Origin of the sequence: Rhizobium sp. NPDC090279 (assembly GCF_044769665.1) — a bacterium.
Classification (GTDB): domain Bacteria; phylum Pseudomonadota; class Alphaproteobacteria; order Rhizobiales; family Rhizobiaceae; genus Rhizobium.
In genome coordinates this window covers 82,718-98,308 of the sequence record NZ_JBIVYI010000001.1, presented here as the reverse complement: position 1 = coordinate 98,308, position 15,591 = coordinate 82,718, and the positions used below count along the sequence as shown (strand labels likewise).

At 60.9% G+C, this 15,591-nt stretch carries 14 protein-coding genes; 9 read left to right on the top strand and 5 right to left on the bottom strand.

The window, feature by feature from the left end:
- The first annotated feature begins 5 nt into the window (after positions 1-5).
- The 3 genes from ACIQWP_RS00470 to ACIQWP_RS00460 are packed head-to-tail and all read left to right on the top strand — an operon-like array spanning position 6 to position 3,760.
- Entirely contained in the window at positions 6-1,121 is a 1,116-nt protein-coding gene (locus ACIQWP_RS00470) for a branched-chain amino acid ABC transporter permease (RefSeq protein WP_402780694.1), read from the top strand.
- Entirely contained in the window at positions 1,114-2,868 is a 1,755-nt protein-coding gene (locus ACIQWP_RS00465) for an FAD-dependent oxidoreductase (RefSeq protein WP_402780691.1), read from the top strand. The genes ACIQWP_RS00470 and ACIQWP_RS00465 overlap by 8 nt, the downstream gene beginning before the upstream one ends.
- Before the next feature lie 7 nt (positions 2,869-2,875).
- Positions 2,876-3,760, top strand: coding sequence for an intradiol ring-cleavage dioxygenase (locus tag ACIQWP_RS00460; RefSeq protein WP_402780688.1), 885 nt, complete (start codon positions 2,876-2,878; stop codon positions 3,758-3,760).
- Between the two features lie 62 nt (positions 3,761-3,822).
- Here ACIQWP_RS00460 and ACIQWP_RS00455 read toward each other — a convergent pair whose 3' ends face one another.
- Both ACIQWP_RS00455 and ACIQWP_RS00450 read right to left on the bottom strand, forming a co-directional pair.
- Positions 3,823-4,809, bottom strand: a complete 987-nt coding sequence (locus ACIQWP_RS00455) for a LacI family DNA-binding transcriptional regulator (protein WP_402780685.1) — start codon at positions 4,807-4,809, stop codon at positions 3,823-3,825.
- Positions 4,810-4,927: 118 nt separating this feature from the next.
- Entirely contained in the window at positions 4,928-5,944 is a 1,017-nt protein-coding gene (locus tag ACIQWP_RS00450; protein ID WP_402780682.1) for a Gfo/Idh/MocA family protein, read from the bottom strand.
- A 190-nt stretch (positions 5,945-6,134) separates the two neighbouring features.
- On the opposite strand from ACIQWP_RS00450, the gene ACIQWP_RS00445 reads away from it, so the two are divergent.
- The 5 genes from ACIQWP_RS00445 to ACIQWP_RS00425 all read left to right on the top strand — a co-directional run bounded on the left by ACIQWP_RS00445 (position 6,135) and on the right by ACIQWP_RS00425 (position 11,190).
- A complete protein-coding gene (locus ACIQWP_RS00445) occupies positions 6,135-7,427 on the top strand; it encodes an ABC transporter substrate-binding protein (protein ID WP_402782675.1) in 1,293 nt (430 codons plus the stop codon).
- A 78-nt stretch (positions 7,428-7,505) separates the two neighbouring features.
- Positions 7,506-8,396 (top strand): carbohydrate ABC transporter permease, encoded by an 891-nt coding sequence (locus ACIQWP_RS00440; RefSeq protein WP_402780679.1) that lies wholly within the window; start codon positions 7,506-7,508, stop codon positions 8,394-8,396.
- Position 8,397: 1 nt separating this feature from the next.
- On the top strand, positions 8,398-9,309 hold the full coding sequence (locus ACIQWP_RS00435) for a carbohydrate ABC transporter permease (protein WP_402780676.1): 912 nt from the start codon (positions 8,398-8,400) through the stop codon (positions 9,307-9,309).
- Positions 9,310-9,340: 31 nt separating this feature from the next.
- Entirely contained in the window at positions 9,341-10,414 is a 1,074-nt protein-coding gene (locus tag ACIQWP_RS00430; RefSeq protein WP_402782673.1) for an ABC transporter ATP-binding protein, read from the top strand.
- A 29-nt stretch (positions 10,415-10,443) separates the two neighbouring features.
- Positions 10,444-11,190 (top strand): ThuA domain-containing protein, encoded by a 747-nt coding sequence (locus tag ACIQWP_RS00425; RefSeq protein ID WP_402780673.1) that lies wholly within the window; start codon positions 10,444-10,446, stop codon positions 11,188-11,190.
- Positions 11,191-11,220: 30 nt separating this feature from the next.
- Here ACIQWP_RS00425 and ACIQWP_RS00420 read toward each other — a convergent pair whose 3' ends face one another.
- Entirely contained in the window at positions 11,221-11,352 is a 132-nt protein-coding gene (locus tag ACIQWP_RS00420) for a hypothetical protein (RefSeq protein ID WP_402780670.1), read from the bottom strand.
- A 134-nt stretch (positions 11,353-11,486) separates the two neighbouring features.
- On the opposite strand from ACIQWP_RS00420, the gene ACIQWP_RS00415 reads away from it, so the two are divergent.
- Positions 11,487-12,983: a hypothetical protein gene (locus ACIQWP_RS00415; RefSeq protein WP_402780667.1), complete on the top strand. Its 1,497-nt coding sequence runs from the start codon at positions 11,487-11,489 to the stop codon at positions 12,981-12,983.
- Here ACIQWP_RS00415 and ACIQWP_RS00410 read toward each other — a convergent pair.
- On the bottom strand, positions 12,936-14,078 hold the full coding sequence (locus ACIQWP_RS00410) for a glycosyltransferase family 4 protein (protein WP_402780664.1): 1,143 nt from the start codon (positions 14,076-14,078) through the stop codon (positions 12,936-12,938). The genes ACIQWP_RS00415 and ACIQWP_RS00410 overlap by 48 nt on opposite strands.
- A complete protein-coding gene (locus tag ACIQWP_RS00405; protein WP_402780661.1) occupies positions 14,075-15,487 on the bottom strand; it encodes a lipopolysaccharide biosynthesis protein in 1,413 nt (470 codons plus the stop codon). The genes ACIQWP_RS00410 and ACIQWP_RS00405 overlap by 4 nt, the downstream gene beginning before the upstream one ends.
- Between the last annotated feature and the right edge of the window lie 104 nt (positions 15,488-15,591).

Here is a 15,591-nt window from a genome sequence, read left to right as displayed (position 1 = left end):
CGGCCATGACCACAGGTTTCGAAACCATGTCGACCGAGATTGCAACGCCGCCAGGTTGGCGGGTCGAGACGCGGACAAGACTTTCCGGCATCTTTACCGTCCTTGCCATTGCCGCAGTCGTGGTTCTGGCAGCTGCTCCTTTTGTCGTTTCGCGCGGCGTCGTGCAGGATCTGTTTTTCATTCTCACCATGCTGGCGCTGGCGCAGAGCTGGAACCTGCTCGCCGGCTATGCCGGCCTGATCTCGGTCGGGCAACAATTGTTCGTCGGCTGCGGCGCCTATGCCTTGTTCGGATTTGTCATTCTCGCCGGCGTCGATCCGATCCTCGCCATTCCGCTTGCTGGCCTCTTCGCTGCGCTTATCGCCGTGCCTGCCGCCTTCTTCTCTTTCCGCCTTTATGGTCCCTATTTCGCGATCGGCACCTGGGTCATTGCCGAAGTCGGGCGCCTGCTGTTTGCCCAGTGGAAGATGCTTGGCGGCGGGACGGGCACCTCGCTGCCGCGCGAAGCCACGAAGGATATGCTCGGCGTCTCGCTGCTGCAGGACTGGTTCGGCATGCGCTCGGCAGCCGCGGCGGATGCACTCGCTTACTGGCTAGCGCTGGCGCTTGCGGCGCTGACAATAGCGTTCATCTATCGGCTGCTGCGCAGCAAGCAGGGCCTCGGCCTCGCCGCCGTCCGCGACAGCGAGACTGCGGCCCGCGCGCTTGGCGTCGATGCGCTGCGCCTGAAGATCGTCGTCTATCTGGCGACAGCCTTTGTGACGGGCATGATCGGTGCCCTCATCTATCTGCAGAAGGCGCGGATATCGCCCGACGCTGCCTTCTCGCTCACCGACTGGACCGCCTATGTCGTCTTTATCGTGGTGATCGGCGGCATCGGCACCATCGAAGGGCCGCTGGTCGGCGTGCTCGTCTTCTTCCTGCTGCAAAATGCCTTTTCGAGCTATGGCTCCTGGTATCTGCTGGCCCTTGGCGCGCTCGCCATCGTCACGATGCTGTTTGCGCCGCGAGGGCTCTGGGGGCTCATCTCCAGCCGCACCGGTTGGGAACTTTTTCCGGTCCGCCGCCTGTTGAAGGGCGGACCTGTGCTGCATGATGAAAAGGGAGGGCCAAATGGCTGACATTACCACCGACGTTCTGATCATTGGCACGGGGCCTGCGGGCTCGGCGACAGCTGCGTTGCTTGCGACCTACGGTCTCGAGCCGATGGTGATCAACCGCTACCGCTGGCTGGCGATCACGCCGCGCGCGCACATCACCAACCAGCGCACGATGGAGGTCCTGCGCGATCTTGGCCGCGACGTCGAGGAGGAGGCCTATCTCTTCGCTGTGGAGCAGGATCTGATGGGACAGAACGTCTTCTGCACGGCGGTTGCCGGCGAGGAGATCGGCCGCATGCAGAGCTGGGGCAACCATCCGCTGTCGCGCGCCGAACATCTGCTTTCGTCGCCGGCTCACATGAACGACCTGCCGCAGACCTACATGGAGCCGCTGTTGTTCAAGACGGCGTGCTCGCGCGGCGCGCAGGCACGCATGTCGATGGAGTATCTGAGCCACGTGCAGGATGCCGAGGGGGTCACGACGACCTGTCTTGACCGTCTGACCGGCAAGGAACTGACCATTCGCTCGAAGTTCCTGATCGGCGCGGATGGCGGCAATTCCAAGGTCGCTGAACATGCCGGTTTGACGTTCGAAGGCAAGATGGGTGTCGCTGGCTCAATGAACATCCTGTTCGAGGCGGATCTGTCTCGTTACGTCGCTCATCGGCCGTCGGTGCTCTATTGGGTGCTGCAGCCGGGCGCCGATGTCGGCGGCATCGGCATGGGTCTCGTGCGCATGGTGCGGCCGTGGAACGAATGGCTGATTGTCTGGGGCTACGACATCAACCAACCGCCGCCTGAGGTGGATGATGCCTTCGCCACCAAGGTTGTGCGCGAACTGGTGGGCGTTGCCGATCTCAAGCCGAAGATCAAATCCGTCTCGACCTGGACCGTCAACAACATGTACGCGACCACCATGTCGAACGGCCGGGTTTTCTGCATGGGCGATGCCGTCCACCGCCATCCGCCTTCGAACGGTCTCGGCTCCAATACCTCGATCCAGGATGGCTTCAACCTCGCCTGGAAGCTTGCCATGGTCCTGAAAGGCCAAGCCGGCAGGGGCCTGCTCGACAGCTATCAGGCGGAACGTGCGCCTGTCGCCAAGCAGATCGTCACCCGCGCCAACAAATCGATCGAGGAGTTCGGCCCGATCTTCAAGGCGCTCGGTCTGCTCGATTCCGTCGATCCGGTGAAGATGCAGCAGAATATGGATGCGCGCTGCAACGACACTGGCGATGCCGAACGCCAACGCACGGCGATCCGCGAGGCGATCGCCCACAAGGTCTACGAATTCGATGCCCATGGCGTGGAGATGAACCATCGCTATGCCTCGAATGCCGTGGTCAAGGACGGCCAGCCGGAACCGGCGTTTGAGAAAGACCCGGAACTGCATTTTCAGCCGACGACCTGGCCGGGGGCGCGGCTGCCACATGCCTGGCTGTTCAACGACAGCGGCGCGAAGGTATCCAGCCTCGATCTTACCGGTCACGGCGTCTTCACGGTGCTGACCGGCATCGGCGGCGACGGCTGGATCGCGGCGGCGAAGGCTCTGTCGAAGGAGCTGAAGCTGCCGATCGCCGCTCACAGGATCGGCCCTCGGCAGGAATGGCAGGACCTGACCGGAGATTGGGCACGCGCTCGGGACATCAGTGATTCCGGCGTGCTGCTCGTGCGTCCTGACCACCATGTCGCCTGGCGCTCCGAAGCGGCGGTTGACGACCCGGAACGCGAGCTGCGTCGCGTGCTGACGGCAATTCTGGATCTGTGAGGCGACCATGAGAGCGCATGAAAAAGGCTATTTCACCGAGGAAAATTCCGTCGAGGTGGTCACTGGCCGCAACGCGAACGCCAGGGATGCGCGGCTGAAGCAGGTGATGGAAGTCGTTACCCGCAAGCTGCATGAGGCGGTGAAGGAGCTGGAGCCGACCCAGGACGAGTGGATGGAGGCAATCTTCTTCCTCACCCAGACCGGCCACACCTGCACCGACTGGCGGCAGGAATTCATCCTGCTGTCGGATGTGCTCGGCGTGTCGATGCTGGTCGACGCGGTCAACAACCGCAAGCCGTCAGGCGCATCGGAGAGCACCGTCCTTGGGCCCTTCCATGTCGCGGATGCGCCCGAACTACCCATGGGCGCCAATATCTGCCTCGATCAGAAAGGCGAGGATATGGTGATCAGCGGCCGCATCCTCGACACGGAGGGCAGGCCGATCGAGAACGCGGTGCTCGACGTCTGGCAGGCGAATGACGAGGGGTTCTACGATGTCCAGCAACAGGGCATCCAGCCCGATTTCAACCTGCGCGGCGTCTTCCGCACCGGTAAGGATGGGCGCTACTGGTTCCGGGCGGTGAAGCCGAAATACTATCCCATCCCGGATGATGGTCCTGTGGGGAAGTTGCTCGATGCGCTCGGCCGCCATCCCTACCGACCGGCCCACCTGCACTACATCATCAAGGCTGACGGTTTCGAGACGCTGACGACCCATATCTTCGATCCTGATGACCCCTACATCCATTCCGATGCGGTGTTCGGCGTCAAGGAGAGCCTGCTCGCCGAATTCAGGCTGACCGACGATCCGGCACGGGCGAAGGAGCTCGAATTCCCGGGAACGTTCTGGCAGATCGAGCATGATTTCGTGCTGGCGCCTGAGCGAAAATGAAACCACGGGCTTGAGCTACTGCGGCGTTCCGTCGTGAATGCCGCGGTGGCGCAAAGGAGACTTCAGCAGGTGGAGCCCCAGTGAACGAAATATTCGTGCGTCACGGAGGCCGTTCCTTCCTTATCCTCGGCCTGATCCTCGATGAAGCCGATGATCGTGTCCATGTAGGCCGTGAAATCCAGCGCAAGCGTGGTCAGATCGTTGCATTCCCACATCGCGAGATTGACGCCGTCCTGGCCGATGATGGCGAGATCTTCCGGCACTTTTCTTCCGAGCACCCGTGTCGCCGCGTCGCGAACGCCGATCGCCATCACGTCGTTGCCGCAGACCACTGCGTCCACAGGCGATCGGCGAAGAAGCACAACGGCTTCCTTGAAACCGGAATCGTAGGAATAGTCGCCGTGGCTTTCCGCCACGAAGCTGAGACCATGCTTGGCGAGCGCATCGGCGAACCAGCGCTTGCGCTGCTTGTCGATCCAGCTGGAGTTGCGGCCGGTCAGATAGGCAAAGCGGCTGCGTCCCGAAGAGACAGCCTTTGCGACCACTTCCTCGGCGGCCTTCGATCCGTCGAGGATGAGCTGCGCTATATTCGGGTCGGAAATCGGCTCGAAGGAGACCATGATCGGGCGTGCCGTTCGGAAGATCTGAGTGGCGTCGGCCATGGAGACCATGTCGGAGAAGATCACCGCGTGATCGACCTGATAGGCTGACGCCATGCGCATCAGATGCGCGCGATCGTCGTAGCCGGCGCAGCAGAGCAGGATCGGCAGCAGCTCGCGCTCCTGCAATCGCTGCACCAGATATTGCAGCTGTTGTCCCTCGCAGGGGTTCTCTATCGAGTTCACCACGAGCGCGACGAGGCGCGACCTTTGACTATTCAGCGAGCGGGCGATCGCATTCGGGCGGTAATCATGCTCGTCGGCGAGGGACATGATCCGTTTTCGCGTACGCTCGCTGATGCGAGTATCGCCCGAGAAGGCCCTGGAGATCGTCGACGAGGAGACGCCGGCGAGCTTTGCGATTTCCTTCGAGGTGATGCGCTTGTTCATTGCTGCTTCCTACTAGAGCATTTCCGTTTTAAACGGAGTCACGGAAATGCTCTATCTCTTTGTTTTCGCGCAATTCCGGACGCAAAACCGCTTCACACTTTTGCTGGAATCGCTCCAATTAACCGATGTCGGAAATCCTAACCGATTCTCCGTCTCGTGCCGCAGATGCCTTGATAGCATCCCAGAGGCGGGCAAAGCGAAGTCCATTCTCGACGGTGGACGGATTTTCCTCTTCGCCGCGACGCACGCTGAGGAAGGATTTCAGCGGATTTTCCTGGTGGGCGGCTCCAGCGACCTCACGGATACCCGGTTTTCCGTCTATCTCGATCTCGCGCCACGCGCCCCAGGCGTCAATTCTGACGATCGCCTTCGTATAGAAGAGGGTCATGTGCGAGGCGCAGCCCGGAGGGCCTTCGCCGGCGGCATTGAAGGTGACGAGCGCGCCGTTCTGGAGGCGGGCCGCCACGGCGCAGGTAATATCGATGGGCTTGCCGTGATTGTTCATATAGGCGGAGACGCGGTCGAATTCCGAGCGAACGAGAAGGCAGGCCGTGTTCATCATGTGCGCGCCGGTATCGAACATGAAGCCGCCGCCCGACAATTCCGGTTTCTGCTTCCACTGGCCATCATATTTTGAGGACCAGCCCTCCCATATAGTCGCCGAAACGCTGACTAGCTCGCCGAATTCGCCCGCCACCGCGCGCTTGTGGGTGTCGCGCACCAGCGGCGACAGCGCGCCGTTGAACGCAATGACGACCGTATTGTTGGTTTTCGAACGGGCTTCGATGAGCGCCTTCGCCTCGGCCACGGTGGTGACCATCGGCTTCTCCAGGAACAGGTCGAGACCGGCCTCGATCACCGCCAGCGCCTGCTCTGCGTGGAAGGCGTGTGGCGTCGATACGTAAACCGCATCGAGACCGTCCTTGCATTGCGCAAGCATGGTCGGGAAATCATCGAATTCGAGAGGAGCTGCCCGCCCGGCCGCCGTGCAGATGTCGCTCAGCCGCTTGCGCGAGCCAACGCTCACGTCAGCCGCGGCCACGAAATCGACCTCCGGCATATGGACCCAGCTTCGGGCGTATTCAGCGGCTTTCAGCCCGGCGCCGATCACCGCCAGTCGAACGGGTTCTGACATGATTTCCTCCATTTGCGCATACGTGTGCGCAAAACGGTCTACTGGAATGTTGGGAAATTTTCAATATAAATCAGCTTGATAATTGGAAATTCGGTAGCCAGGCGATCACGCTATTGAAATTTAATGCCATACGTGTGTACATTTCAGTCGCGATGGAGGATCGCAACGAAAGCCCAGGGAGGGGTAGATGTTGAAGAGCTTTCTCATGGCCGGCATATGTGCCGTCGGTCTGTCAGTTTTCACGAGTGCTGCCAGCGGGGAGACCATCCGGATTGCCGAACATCGCCAGGCGCGCATCGATGCGCTGAAGGTCGTCGTTCCCGATATCGAGAAGAAGTACGGCGTCACGATCGAAATCGTGGAATATCCCGCGCCGGAGAAGGATTATCTTTCAAAGCTGCTGACGGAGTTGCGTGCGGGCAATGCGCCCGATCTCTTCACCGCACCGGCGGGACAGGATGTTGCCGACATGGTTGCGGCCGGCTATCTCGCACCTATTACCGAGGGGTTCAAGGCCTGGGACGGCTATGGCCAACTGTTCGATGTCTCCAAGAAGCTCGTCACTCAGTCCGACGGCGGCGTCTATGTCCTTCCCGCCATGCTGAGCGTGCAGCAGCTCTATTATCGCCGTGATATTCTCGAAAAGGCCGGCATCTCGACGGAGCAACCCAAGACCTGGAAGGAGCTTCTCGACCGCGCCAAGGAGATCAAGGCGAAGACCGGGGCCTATGGTCTTCTGTTCCCGGCCGGCGTTACCTGGGGCGGCGGTGCTTTCGGCGAAGGGTTTCAATATCTCGTGGTCGGAACCTCCACGCCGCAGATTGCGAATGAAGACGGCACGCTGAATTTGAAGAGCGAAGGCATCAAGGATGCTCTCGGCTTCTACAAGGATCTCATCGACAATGATCTGATGCCCGTCCAGCCTCTGCTCGGGCCTGAGCCGTGGGTCACCCCGAAATATCAGATGTTTCCCGAGGGCAAGCTGGTGGCGACGACCTGCGGTTCCTGGTGCTACATCTATGACTGGGGTCCGGAGAGCAAGAACCCGATTCCTGATGTCACTAAGGCTGTCGGGACCTGGACCATGCCCGGCAAGGATGGCGGCGAGCATGTCATCGTCGGCATTGAAAGCGCGTGGGGAGTGAATGCTCAGGGTACGGACCCCGAGCTTGCCAAGAAGATCATCCTTGATCTCGGCTCGGTCAAGGCCGATGTCGCCTATGCCGAGCGCCTCGGCAATATTCCCGGCCGCAAGGATGCGACTGATGATCCGGACTTCCAGAAGCTCACCGCACTGGTCCCGGTTCTCACCGCTGTCGAAAAGGGCGCCTTCCTGACCTCCGCTCCGGGCTTCTCGGCTGTCTCCGAAGGTGTTGCAAGAGCAACCGAAGCTTTGCTCCGCAAGGAAACGGATGCTGCCGGGGCGCAGAAGATCCTCGTCGACTATGTCAGCGAGACGCTCGGCGAAGACATGGTGAAATGATCCAATCGTTCAATCGAGGAAACGTACCGGGACGGGCGACAGCGCTCGCCCTTTCCGGCGAATAGGGACGGTTGCGCCATGCCTGCAAAGAATATGCACGAAGCGCGAATAAAGCGGCAGTTGCTGCTGATCCTGCTGCCGTCCATCGTGCTGCTAGTCGCCTTCGTGATCTATCCGGCAATCTATTCGATCTATCTGAGCTTCACGAACGAGGCGCTGACCGGTGCCGGCGCGTTACGGCCGCGTCTTGTCGGGTTTCGCAACTACACCCGCCTCATCAATGACACCAAGTTCTGGAATTCACTGCTCGTCACGTTCCTGTTCGTGCTTGGCTCCGCCATCATCGGGCAATTCATCCTCGGGCTGATCTCGGCCATGGCGCTCGGCCGCTCCATCCGGTTTCGCAAGATCTTTGCCTCGATCATCCTGCTGCCGAACGCGGCGCCGGAAGTGGTTGCCGGCTTCATGTGGATCTCGATGCTGGCGGGCGGCGATCAGGCAACGCTCAGCCGCATCGTCGCATTCTTTGGCATCGAACCATCCGACTGGCTCAACACCTTTCCGCTTGCGATGATCATCGTGGTCAACACCTGGCGGGGTATCGCGACAGCGATGATCCTTCTGACGGCCGGCCTCAGTACCATTCCGGGCGAAATCTACGAAGCGGCGCGCATGGATGGCGCGACGCCATTGCAGATGTTCCGGCGCATCACTCTGCCGCTCATGATGCCGACCATCCTGCTCTACATGCTGATATCGGCTGTTTCGACGATCGCCGTCTTCGGGCTTGTCTATGCGCTGACGCGCGGCGGGCCTGGAGGCGCAACCGAACTCGTCAGCATCTACATCTACAATCAGTCCTTTACGGCATATCAGCTCGGCTACGGCGCGGCCGTTGCCGTGGTGGTTCTGCTGATCTCCGTCGCGATCGGCGTCGGCTATGTCAAGGCAATGAGGGTGGAGGTCTGAGATGGTTGCGATTTCTCCAGCCGAAGGTGCCAACAAGGCGAAGGGTGATCTTCTTGCCTATGCAACGCTTTCAATTATCTCGATCTTCTGTGCCATCCCATTCTTCTGGGTATTCCTGGCATCCTTCGATGGCAATGCACAGCTTTTCCTGCGCTGGCCGGAGCAATGGACCTTCGACAACTACGTCAAGATCTTCGTCCAGGAGGATGGCGGCAAGTGGCTCTTCAACTCGCTGCTGATCGTCGGCAGCTCGACAGCCCTCGTCATCGTTCTGGCCGGGCTTGGCGGATATGCCTTGTCGCGGACCACGGCCTGGTGGAAGCTGCCGTTTCTCTATGGAATTCTGTTGATCAGGGTGTTGCCGCCGACTGCGCTCGTGGTGCCGCTCTACAAGATTTTGCTGACGCTCAACATTGCCGAAGCCGCGATCCTGCGGCCGCTCTTCGGCAGCTCGACCCGGGCCATCATGCGCTGGACCGGTTTCATCGACGGCTATCTCGGGATCGTCCTCGTTCTGGCGACGATGCAGCTGCCGCTGGCGCTGTGGATCATGAAGACCTTCTTCGACGGCCTTCCGCGGGACTATGAGGAGGCGGCGCTGATGGATGGGGCCACCTTGCTGCAGCGCATTCGCCGCGTGCTCATTCCGCTGGCGCTGCCGGGCCTTGCTGCTGCGGGATTGTTCTCCTTCATTTCCGCCTGGGGCGATTTCCTCATGCCTTTGACCTTCCTGTCGTCGCCCGAGCTGCAGCCGCTGCCGCTCGGTCTCTTCCGGGCCTATCTGCGGGTGAACACCGTCGACTACGGTTTCCTCGCCGCACTGGCCTTCATTTACCTGCTTCCCGCTGTCATCGCCTTCGGTTTTGCCCGCCGCTTCCTCGTGCAGACCTTTGCCGGCGGTGTGAAGGGCTAGCCATTCGCGCCATGAAGAAAGAGCCATGACCATGATTACGCTCAACAATGTCCGCAAATTCTATGGTGTGCTCGAAGTCATCAAGGGCGTCGATATCATGGTGGAGGATGGCGAATTTGCCGTCTTTGTCGGCCCATCCGGCTGCGGGAAGTCGACGCTGCTGCGCATGATTGCCGGTCTCGAGGGGATCGACGAGGGCGATCTCATCCTGAACGGCCAGCGGATCAACGACGTGCCCCCCGACAAGCGGGGCATCGCCATGGTCTTCCAGTCCTACGCCCTCTACCCGCATATGACGGTCGCTGAAAACATCGGCTTCTCGCTGAGCCTGAAGAGGGTGCCCGAGGCTGAGATCCGCCGGCAGGTGGACGATGTCGCGGAGATGCTGCAACTGACGGATTATCTCAACCGTCGCCCGGCAGCTCTTTCCGGCGGCCAACGGCAGCGCGTGGCGATCGGCCGGGCCATCATCAAGAAACCGTCGCTCATCCTCTTCGACGAGCCGCTTTCGAACCTCGATTCCGCATTGCGCGTGCAGATGCGCGCCGAGCTGCAACGTCTCCATCGCGAGCTGAAGGCGACGGTCGTCTATGTCACCCACGATCAGGTCGAGGCGATGACGATGGCCGACCGGATCGTCGTGCTGAACAAGGGCACGGTCGCACAGCAGGGCGCGCCCATGGACCTCTATCATCAGCCCGAAAACGAGTTTGTCGCCACCTTCATCGGCTCTCCGAAGATGAACGTCATTCCAATGACGGCGATGCGGGATGGTGCCGGCGCCTCGCTCACCAGCAGCATTGGCCTTCAGCTCGGGCTTGCCGATCCTGGTGGAAGAATACCCCAAGGCGATGTGCGCCTTGGCATTCGCCCGGAGCATCTGAAGCTCGCGGCGAAAGGCGAGGGAAGCTTCGAAGCCGATGTCTCGATCGTCGAACGGCTGGGTGTGGAAACCTATCTCACCGTCGGAAGCAACAGCGCGCCGCTGATCGTGCGCGCCGAGGGCGATATGAGGCTACGTCCCGGCGATCGCGTCTCCCTGCGCGTAGACCCCACCGCGTGCCACGTCTTCGATACGACGGGCAAGCTCGTTCACCACGCATAATCTCCCAAAACCACCTGAGGAATAGCGAAATGACAATCAAAGTGACCATCTGGAACGAAGGCCGGCACGAAAGGACCGACGAGATCGTGCAGAAGCTCTATCCGAACAGGATGGACGGCGCGATCGCCAGCGGCATCGAAAGCCCGGACTTCGAGATCCGGCGGGTGACCATGGATGATCCCGAAGAGGGCCTGCCGGACTCGCTGCTTGACGATACCGACGTGCTGCTCTGGTGGGGGCATGTGGCGCATGAGGAAGTGAGCGATGCCCTGATCGATCGCGTCCAGCAGCGGGTGCTTAAGGGCATGGGCCTCCTGATCCTTCATTCCGGCCATCATTCGAAGCTCTTCCGCCGGCTGATGGGCACCAACGCCAATCTTTCCTGGCGCGAGCTTCCGGAAGGCGATCTCGAGCGCGTCTGGGTCATCAACCCCTCCCATCCAATCGCCGAGGGGCTGCCGCCCTATTTCGAAGTGGAGGCCTCGGAAATGTATGGCGAGCCCTTCGACATCCCGCAGCCGGACGAGCTGGTCTTCATTTCCTGGTATTCCGGCGGCGAAGTGTTCCGCAGCGGCTGCACCTTCCAGCGCGGCCGCGGCCGGATTTTCTTCTTCAGTCCCGGCCACGAGAGCTATCCCGTCTACCACAATAAATATGTTTTGAAGGTCATCTCCAACGGCATCCAATGGGCTCAGCAAAAACATAGGGATGGCAGGACTCTCGAGAATTGGCACCGCAAGGAGCCGCTGCACGAGAAGACGACGCCCAGATCCTAGTCCGGACACCGCGACTGTTGGCGTACGCCGTCAGGCGGATGCCCGAATGACTTTGTCGAAATACTGGATGACGTACGGGGTGACGTTGTCCGGCCAAAGCGGCAGGCCCGGCCCTACGGGCCTGCCGCTTCTGGCGAAGGCGGCAAGTGCGCCCTGGAACATCTGGAATCTAGCGCGCCTCGCTTTTGTGGCGCTCGCGTCAGCAACGAAAATTGACACTGACAATACAACTCAAGGATAACGCGAAAGTAAGCTTTCTCGAATAAGCATAACGTTTCTGATTTCGGAAGGCTGGCATGATGCCGCTGCAGATGGGAAGCGCCATGCCATCGATCGACATTGTCGTCCCAAAATCGGCTCCTCGTCGTTGGCAGGAGATCGTGATCAGGCGCCTGCAAATGGACGGACACGATATCGCCGTCCAGCATGAACCCGAGATCGCCACATGGCCGGGAGCAATCAACGCGGTTTTGGCTTTCGAGCGAAAGATTTTTCGTCGGCACGATCCCGCGCTCGCAGCTCCTTTGCCGGGAATCCCCGCAGGCTTCCGCAACAGGTCTGCGGTGCTTCGTCTGGATCTCACAGGATACGCCGCATCAGCGTCTGTTCCGACCATTGCCCTTCGCTTCGATGGATTTCGCTCGGATCTAGCGGTCCCAACCTCGGTCGCCGCCGGCAACCTGCCGGTCGTCGAAGTCGTTCTGGACGGCAACACGGTCATAGATCGCGCTTGGCCGATGATCGATCGGCGGGAGGCTGCAGCGCTCGGCGTCGAGGATGTGTTTGCGCGCACGATCACGCTCGTCATTTCCGCGGTTCGCGCATTTGCCGAAAATCGGCTCCCTATGAACGAACAGGTGCTGACGGCACCCGAGAGTTCAATCGGTGGAACGGTGAAGTTCGCATCCTCTTATCTGACCAGCGCGTTGCCGCGCCTGGGCCGAGAGGCGATGCGGCGCGCGCGCTTTCGCCATGCGCATTGGCGCGTCGGCTATCGCTTCACGGATGGGTCGGGCGTGGCGAACACCTGCGAACTTGGCGACGGCTGGTCAGTCCTGCCGGACCTCGGAGATCGCTTCTATGCCGATCCCTTTCCATTTCATTGGCAGGATCGCTCCTTCCTGTTCGTGGAAGACTATCGGCATGCGACAGGCAAGGCGGTCATCTCCGTCGTGCCGTTCGATGCCGCCGGGATGCCTCAAGAGCCGCGATGTGTGCTGGAGGAGCCTTATCATCTCTCCTATCCGCAGGTTTTCGAGCGCGATGGTGCGATCTGGATGCTCCCCGAAGCCAGCTCGGGCGGAAAGCTCGTCCTCTATCGCTGCGCGGCGTTTCCGGATCGCTGGGTTCCGGAAGCCGTACTCATCGAGAGCGAGATTTCCGACGCCACCCTGCTCGATCACGGCGGACAGCTGTGGCTGTTTGCTACCAATCGTGATGGCTATGGCAGCACATCCGATATGCTCGTGGTCTTCCACGCACCTCGTCTAACCGGCCCCTGGAAACCGCATATACTGAACCCCGTCCTCATCGATCGGCGCATGGCGCGCCCCGGCGGTGCTTTCACCCGCGATGCGGACGGTCGCATCCTTCTGCCGGTTCAGGACGGAACGCTTGGCTATGGCGGCGGGCTCGGCATCTTGCAATTGCTGGAGCTGGATGAAAACACGGTTCGGCTATCGGCGCCCCGACCGATCTCGGCCCATGGCGATTGGCCCTATCCGAAAATCCATACGCTCAATCGTTCAGGCCGACTGGAGGTTATCGACGGGATTGCAGCCGTTCGGAAGTGAGCGCGACAGAAGCAACGCTTCGTAACCGGCACACATGCGCGCCGGTGAATATTGTTCCTTCAGCTGTCGCCCGGCTGCGGCAAGCCGGGCTGCAAGCTCCGGCCGGGCAATGAGTTCGGCAAGGCCCTCCGCCATACCCTTCGCATCGGCGTCGACGAAGAGCGCGGCTGCCTCGCCATCATCCGTCGTCAACACTTCCCGTAGGACATCCAGCTTGCTCGTGACCACCGGCAGGCCGGAAATAGCCGCTTCGACTGCGGCAAGGCCGAAAGTTTCCGTCAGTGAGGCAAAGGCATAGGCATCTCCCGCCGCGAGGAACTCGAAGATGCGCGAAGGGGGGACTTCGCCGACGAGATGCAGCCTCTCCGTGACGCCATTGGCCTCAGCGAATGCGGCGATCGCATCCCGTTCAGGCCCGGTGCCGGCGATGGCGATATGAATGTCGGGCCGATGGACGAGGGCGCCGACGAGTGCGATCTGGTTTTTGGAAGGAGCCATGCGGCCGGAGGAAACGGCAATCCACGCCTGCTGCGGAAGGCCGAAGGCAGCGCGCGCAGCTGCCTTGTCGAAAGCGATTGCCGGTGCTGGGACGCCATGGTCGATGCGCGAGGTCCGGCGGCGATAGGCTCTCGGAAAAGTGTCGAACTGCGCTTCCGTCCAGCTCGAATTGACGACATTGACATGATAGGCGCCAAAGGTGCCCATCAGCTTGTCGATCTGGCTGAGAACTCCCCTGACGCCTTTGGTCTGCGGCGCACCGCTCTGGTTTGCGATGATGAGGTTCGCGCCAGCGAGCCGCGCGCCGATGGTACCGAAAATATTGCCGTAGTGCTGGAAGGTGATGACCGCATCCGGCCGAGCATTGCGCAGGTAACCGGCAAGCCGGGCGGCGGCCCGCATCTGGCCGAGCAAGCTGCGCGGCGGCTCGGCAAGGATGAAGTCCGCATGGGGATCGCAGTCGTAGACATCGGTCTTCCTGTACATGAAGACGGTGCGCACCTCATGGCCGCGGGCGCGCAGGCCCTCGCCGATCATATCCGAAATCCGCTGTGCTCCGGCTGCTTCCGCCTGGGTCTGTACCTGGACGATTTTCATGAGCGGCCTTTCAGGAAGGAGCGGGCGGCAAGGGCATCTTCGCCGGAAAGAAAGCCGAGGATCGATGGGTTGATGCCGATGGTGCGGCGCGCGATGAACACGGCGGTGACGCACCATACGATGATCGTGCCGGCAATGGCGAGCGCCGCGCCGATCGGCCCGAGCCAAAAGGTGAGCACAGCCGTCGCACAGAGCCCGAACGTGTTGACGATAACAAGCAGCTTGAAAAGTGCGTGCTGGAGGCCTGTCAGCTGCATGAGGATTTCAGTCGGCCCGCAGGCGGTGCCCACGGTCGCGCCGATGCCGAAGATGATCAGCGTCACCTGCATCGTCGGCGTCGCATAGGCATGATTGAAGATCGACAGGATCAGGTCGCCGAAGATCAGGAACGATACCAGCACGCACAAGGCGATGATGAAGCCACCCAGGGCTGCCAGACTGGTGATACGCTGCACATGCGCCTTGTCTCCGGTGTAGAAGGCGGCGGAGATCTGCGGTGCGAGCGCCTGATTGATGCCGTTGAGAGCCAGGACGACCAGCCGCATCGTTCGATCCGCCACGAAGATCGCACCCGCTGCCTCCGGGCCGAGAATGGCCGCGACAAGCAAGGTGCTCGCCTGACTGAGCGCCGGCGGTAGCGCCGTGACGCCCCAGAGCCCGAACGTCACGCTCTTGAATTCATCCTTCTGTTCCTTCGTAAGCGGGCCGCGCCGGGCGCGGATCGTGTCGCGAAAAAGCACGATCGTTTGCGGCGCGATCATCAGAAGCAGCAATCCGGCCGTCAGATAGGTTGCGGCAACCGCGCTCATCTTCATCTGCATGAAATGGGCAAGGATGAAGACCGGGATTGCCACTGCCCGCCATAGGACATCGCGCGGCAGCAGCGCGAATATCAGCGCATTCTTGGCGCGAAGGGCGCAAGCGACGAATTCCGACCAGCCGAGCGCGAAAGCCAATACCATGGTCGCCACGCAGATCGAGAGCCATTCTGGCGTGCGGGTTCCCGCGAATGGCAAGAAGCCGATGATGAGAATGAGCAGGCTGAAGCTCGCAAGCCCGGCGAGTGCAACAAGAATGGAGCGGGCCATCATGCCGTTTGCCGAATTCAGATCGTCGTTGCCGGCATATTGGGGCCAGAACCTGAGCACCGCGCTCTGTTGGCCGACGATGGCGAAGAAGGAGACCAGGCTCGCTCCGGCATAGGCGGCGCTGTAAAGACCGAACTGCCGCTCATCGGTCGTCATGGCGACAGCGACGAACATCAGGAATGACAGGCCGGCACTGGCAAGCTTGATGGCGCCCGCAACAGCACCGCTTTTCGCAAGCGCGCCGATCGACAAGCGCAGGTTGCTCGCAGGAGAGGGCGCTTCGGCCGATATAGTGTCGCAGCTGCCAGCTTTCTCACTCAACGCCCTGATCCTGTGTTGGTTGCAGTCGGCCGAATGGCCGGTAATAGCTGAAATAGAATGTATATCTAATATCGTAAATACTGATGATCGCGCCAGAACGAAGT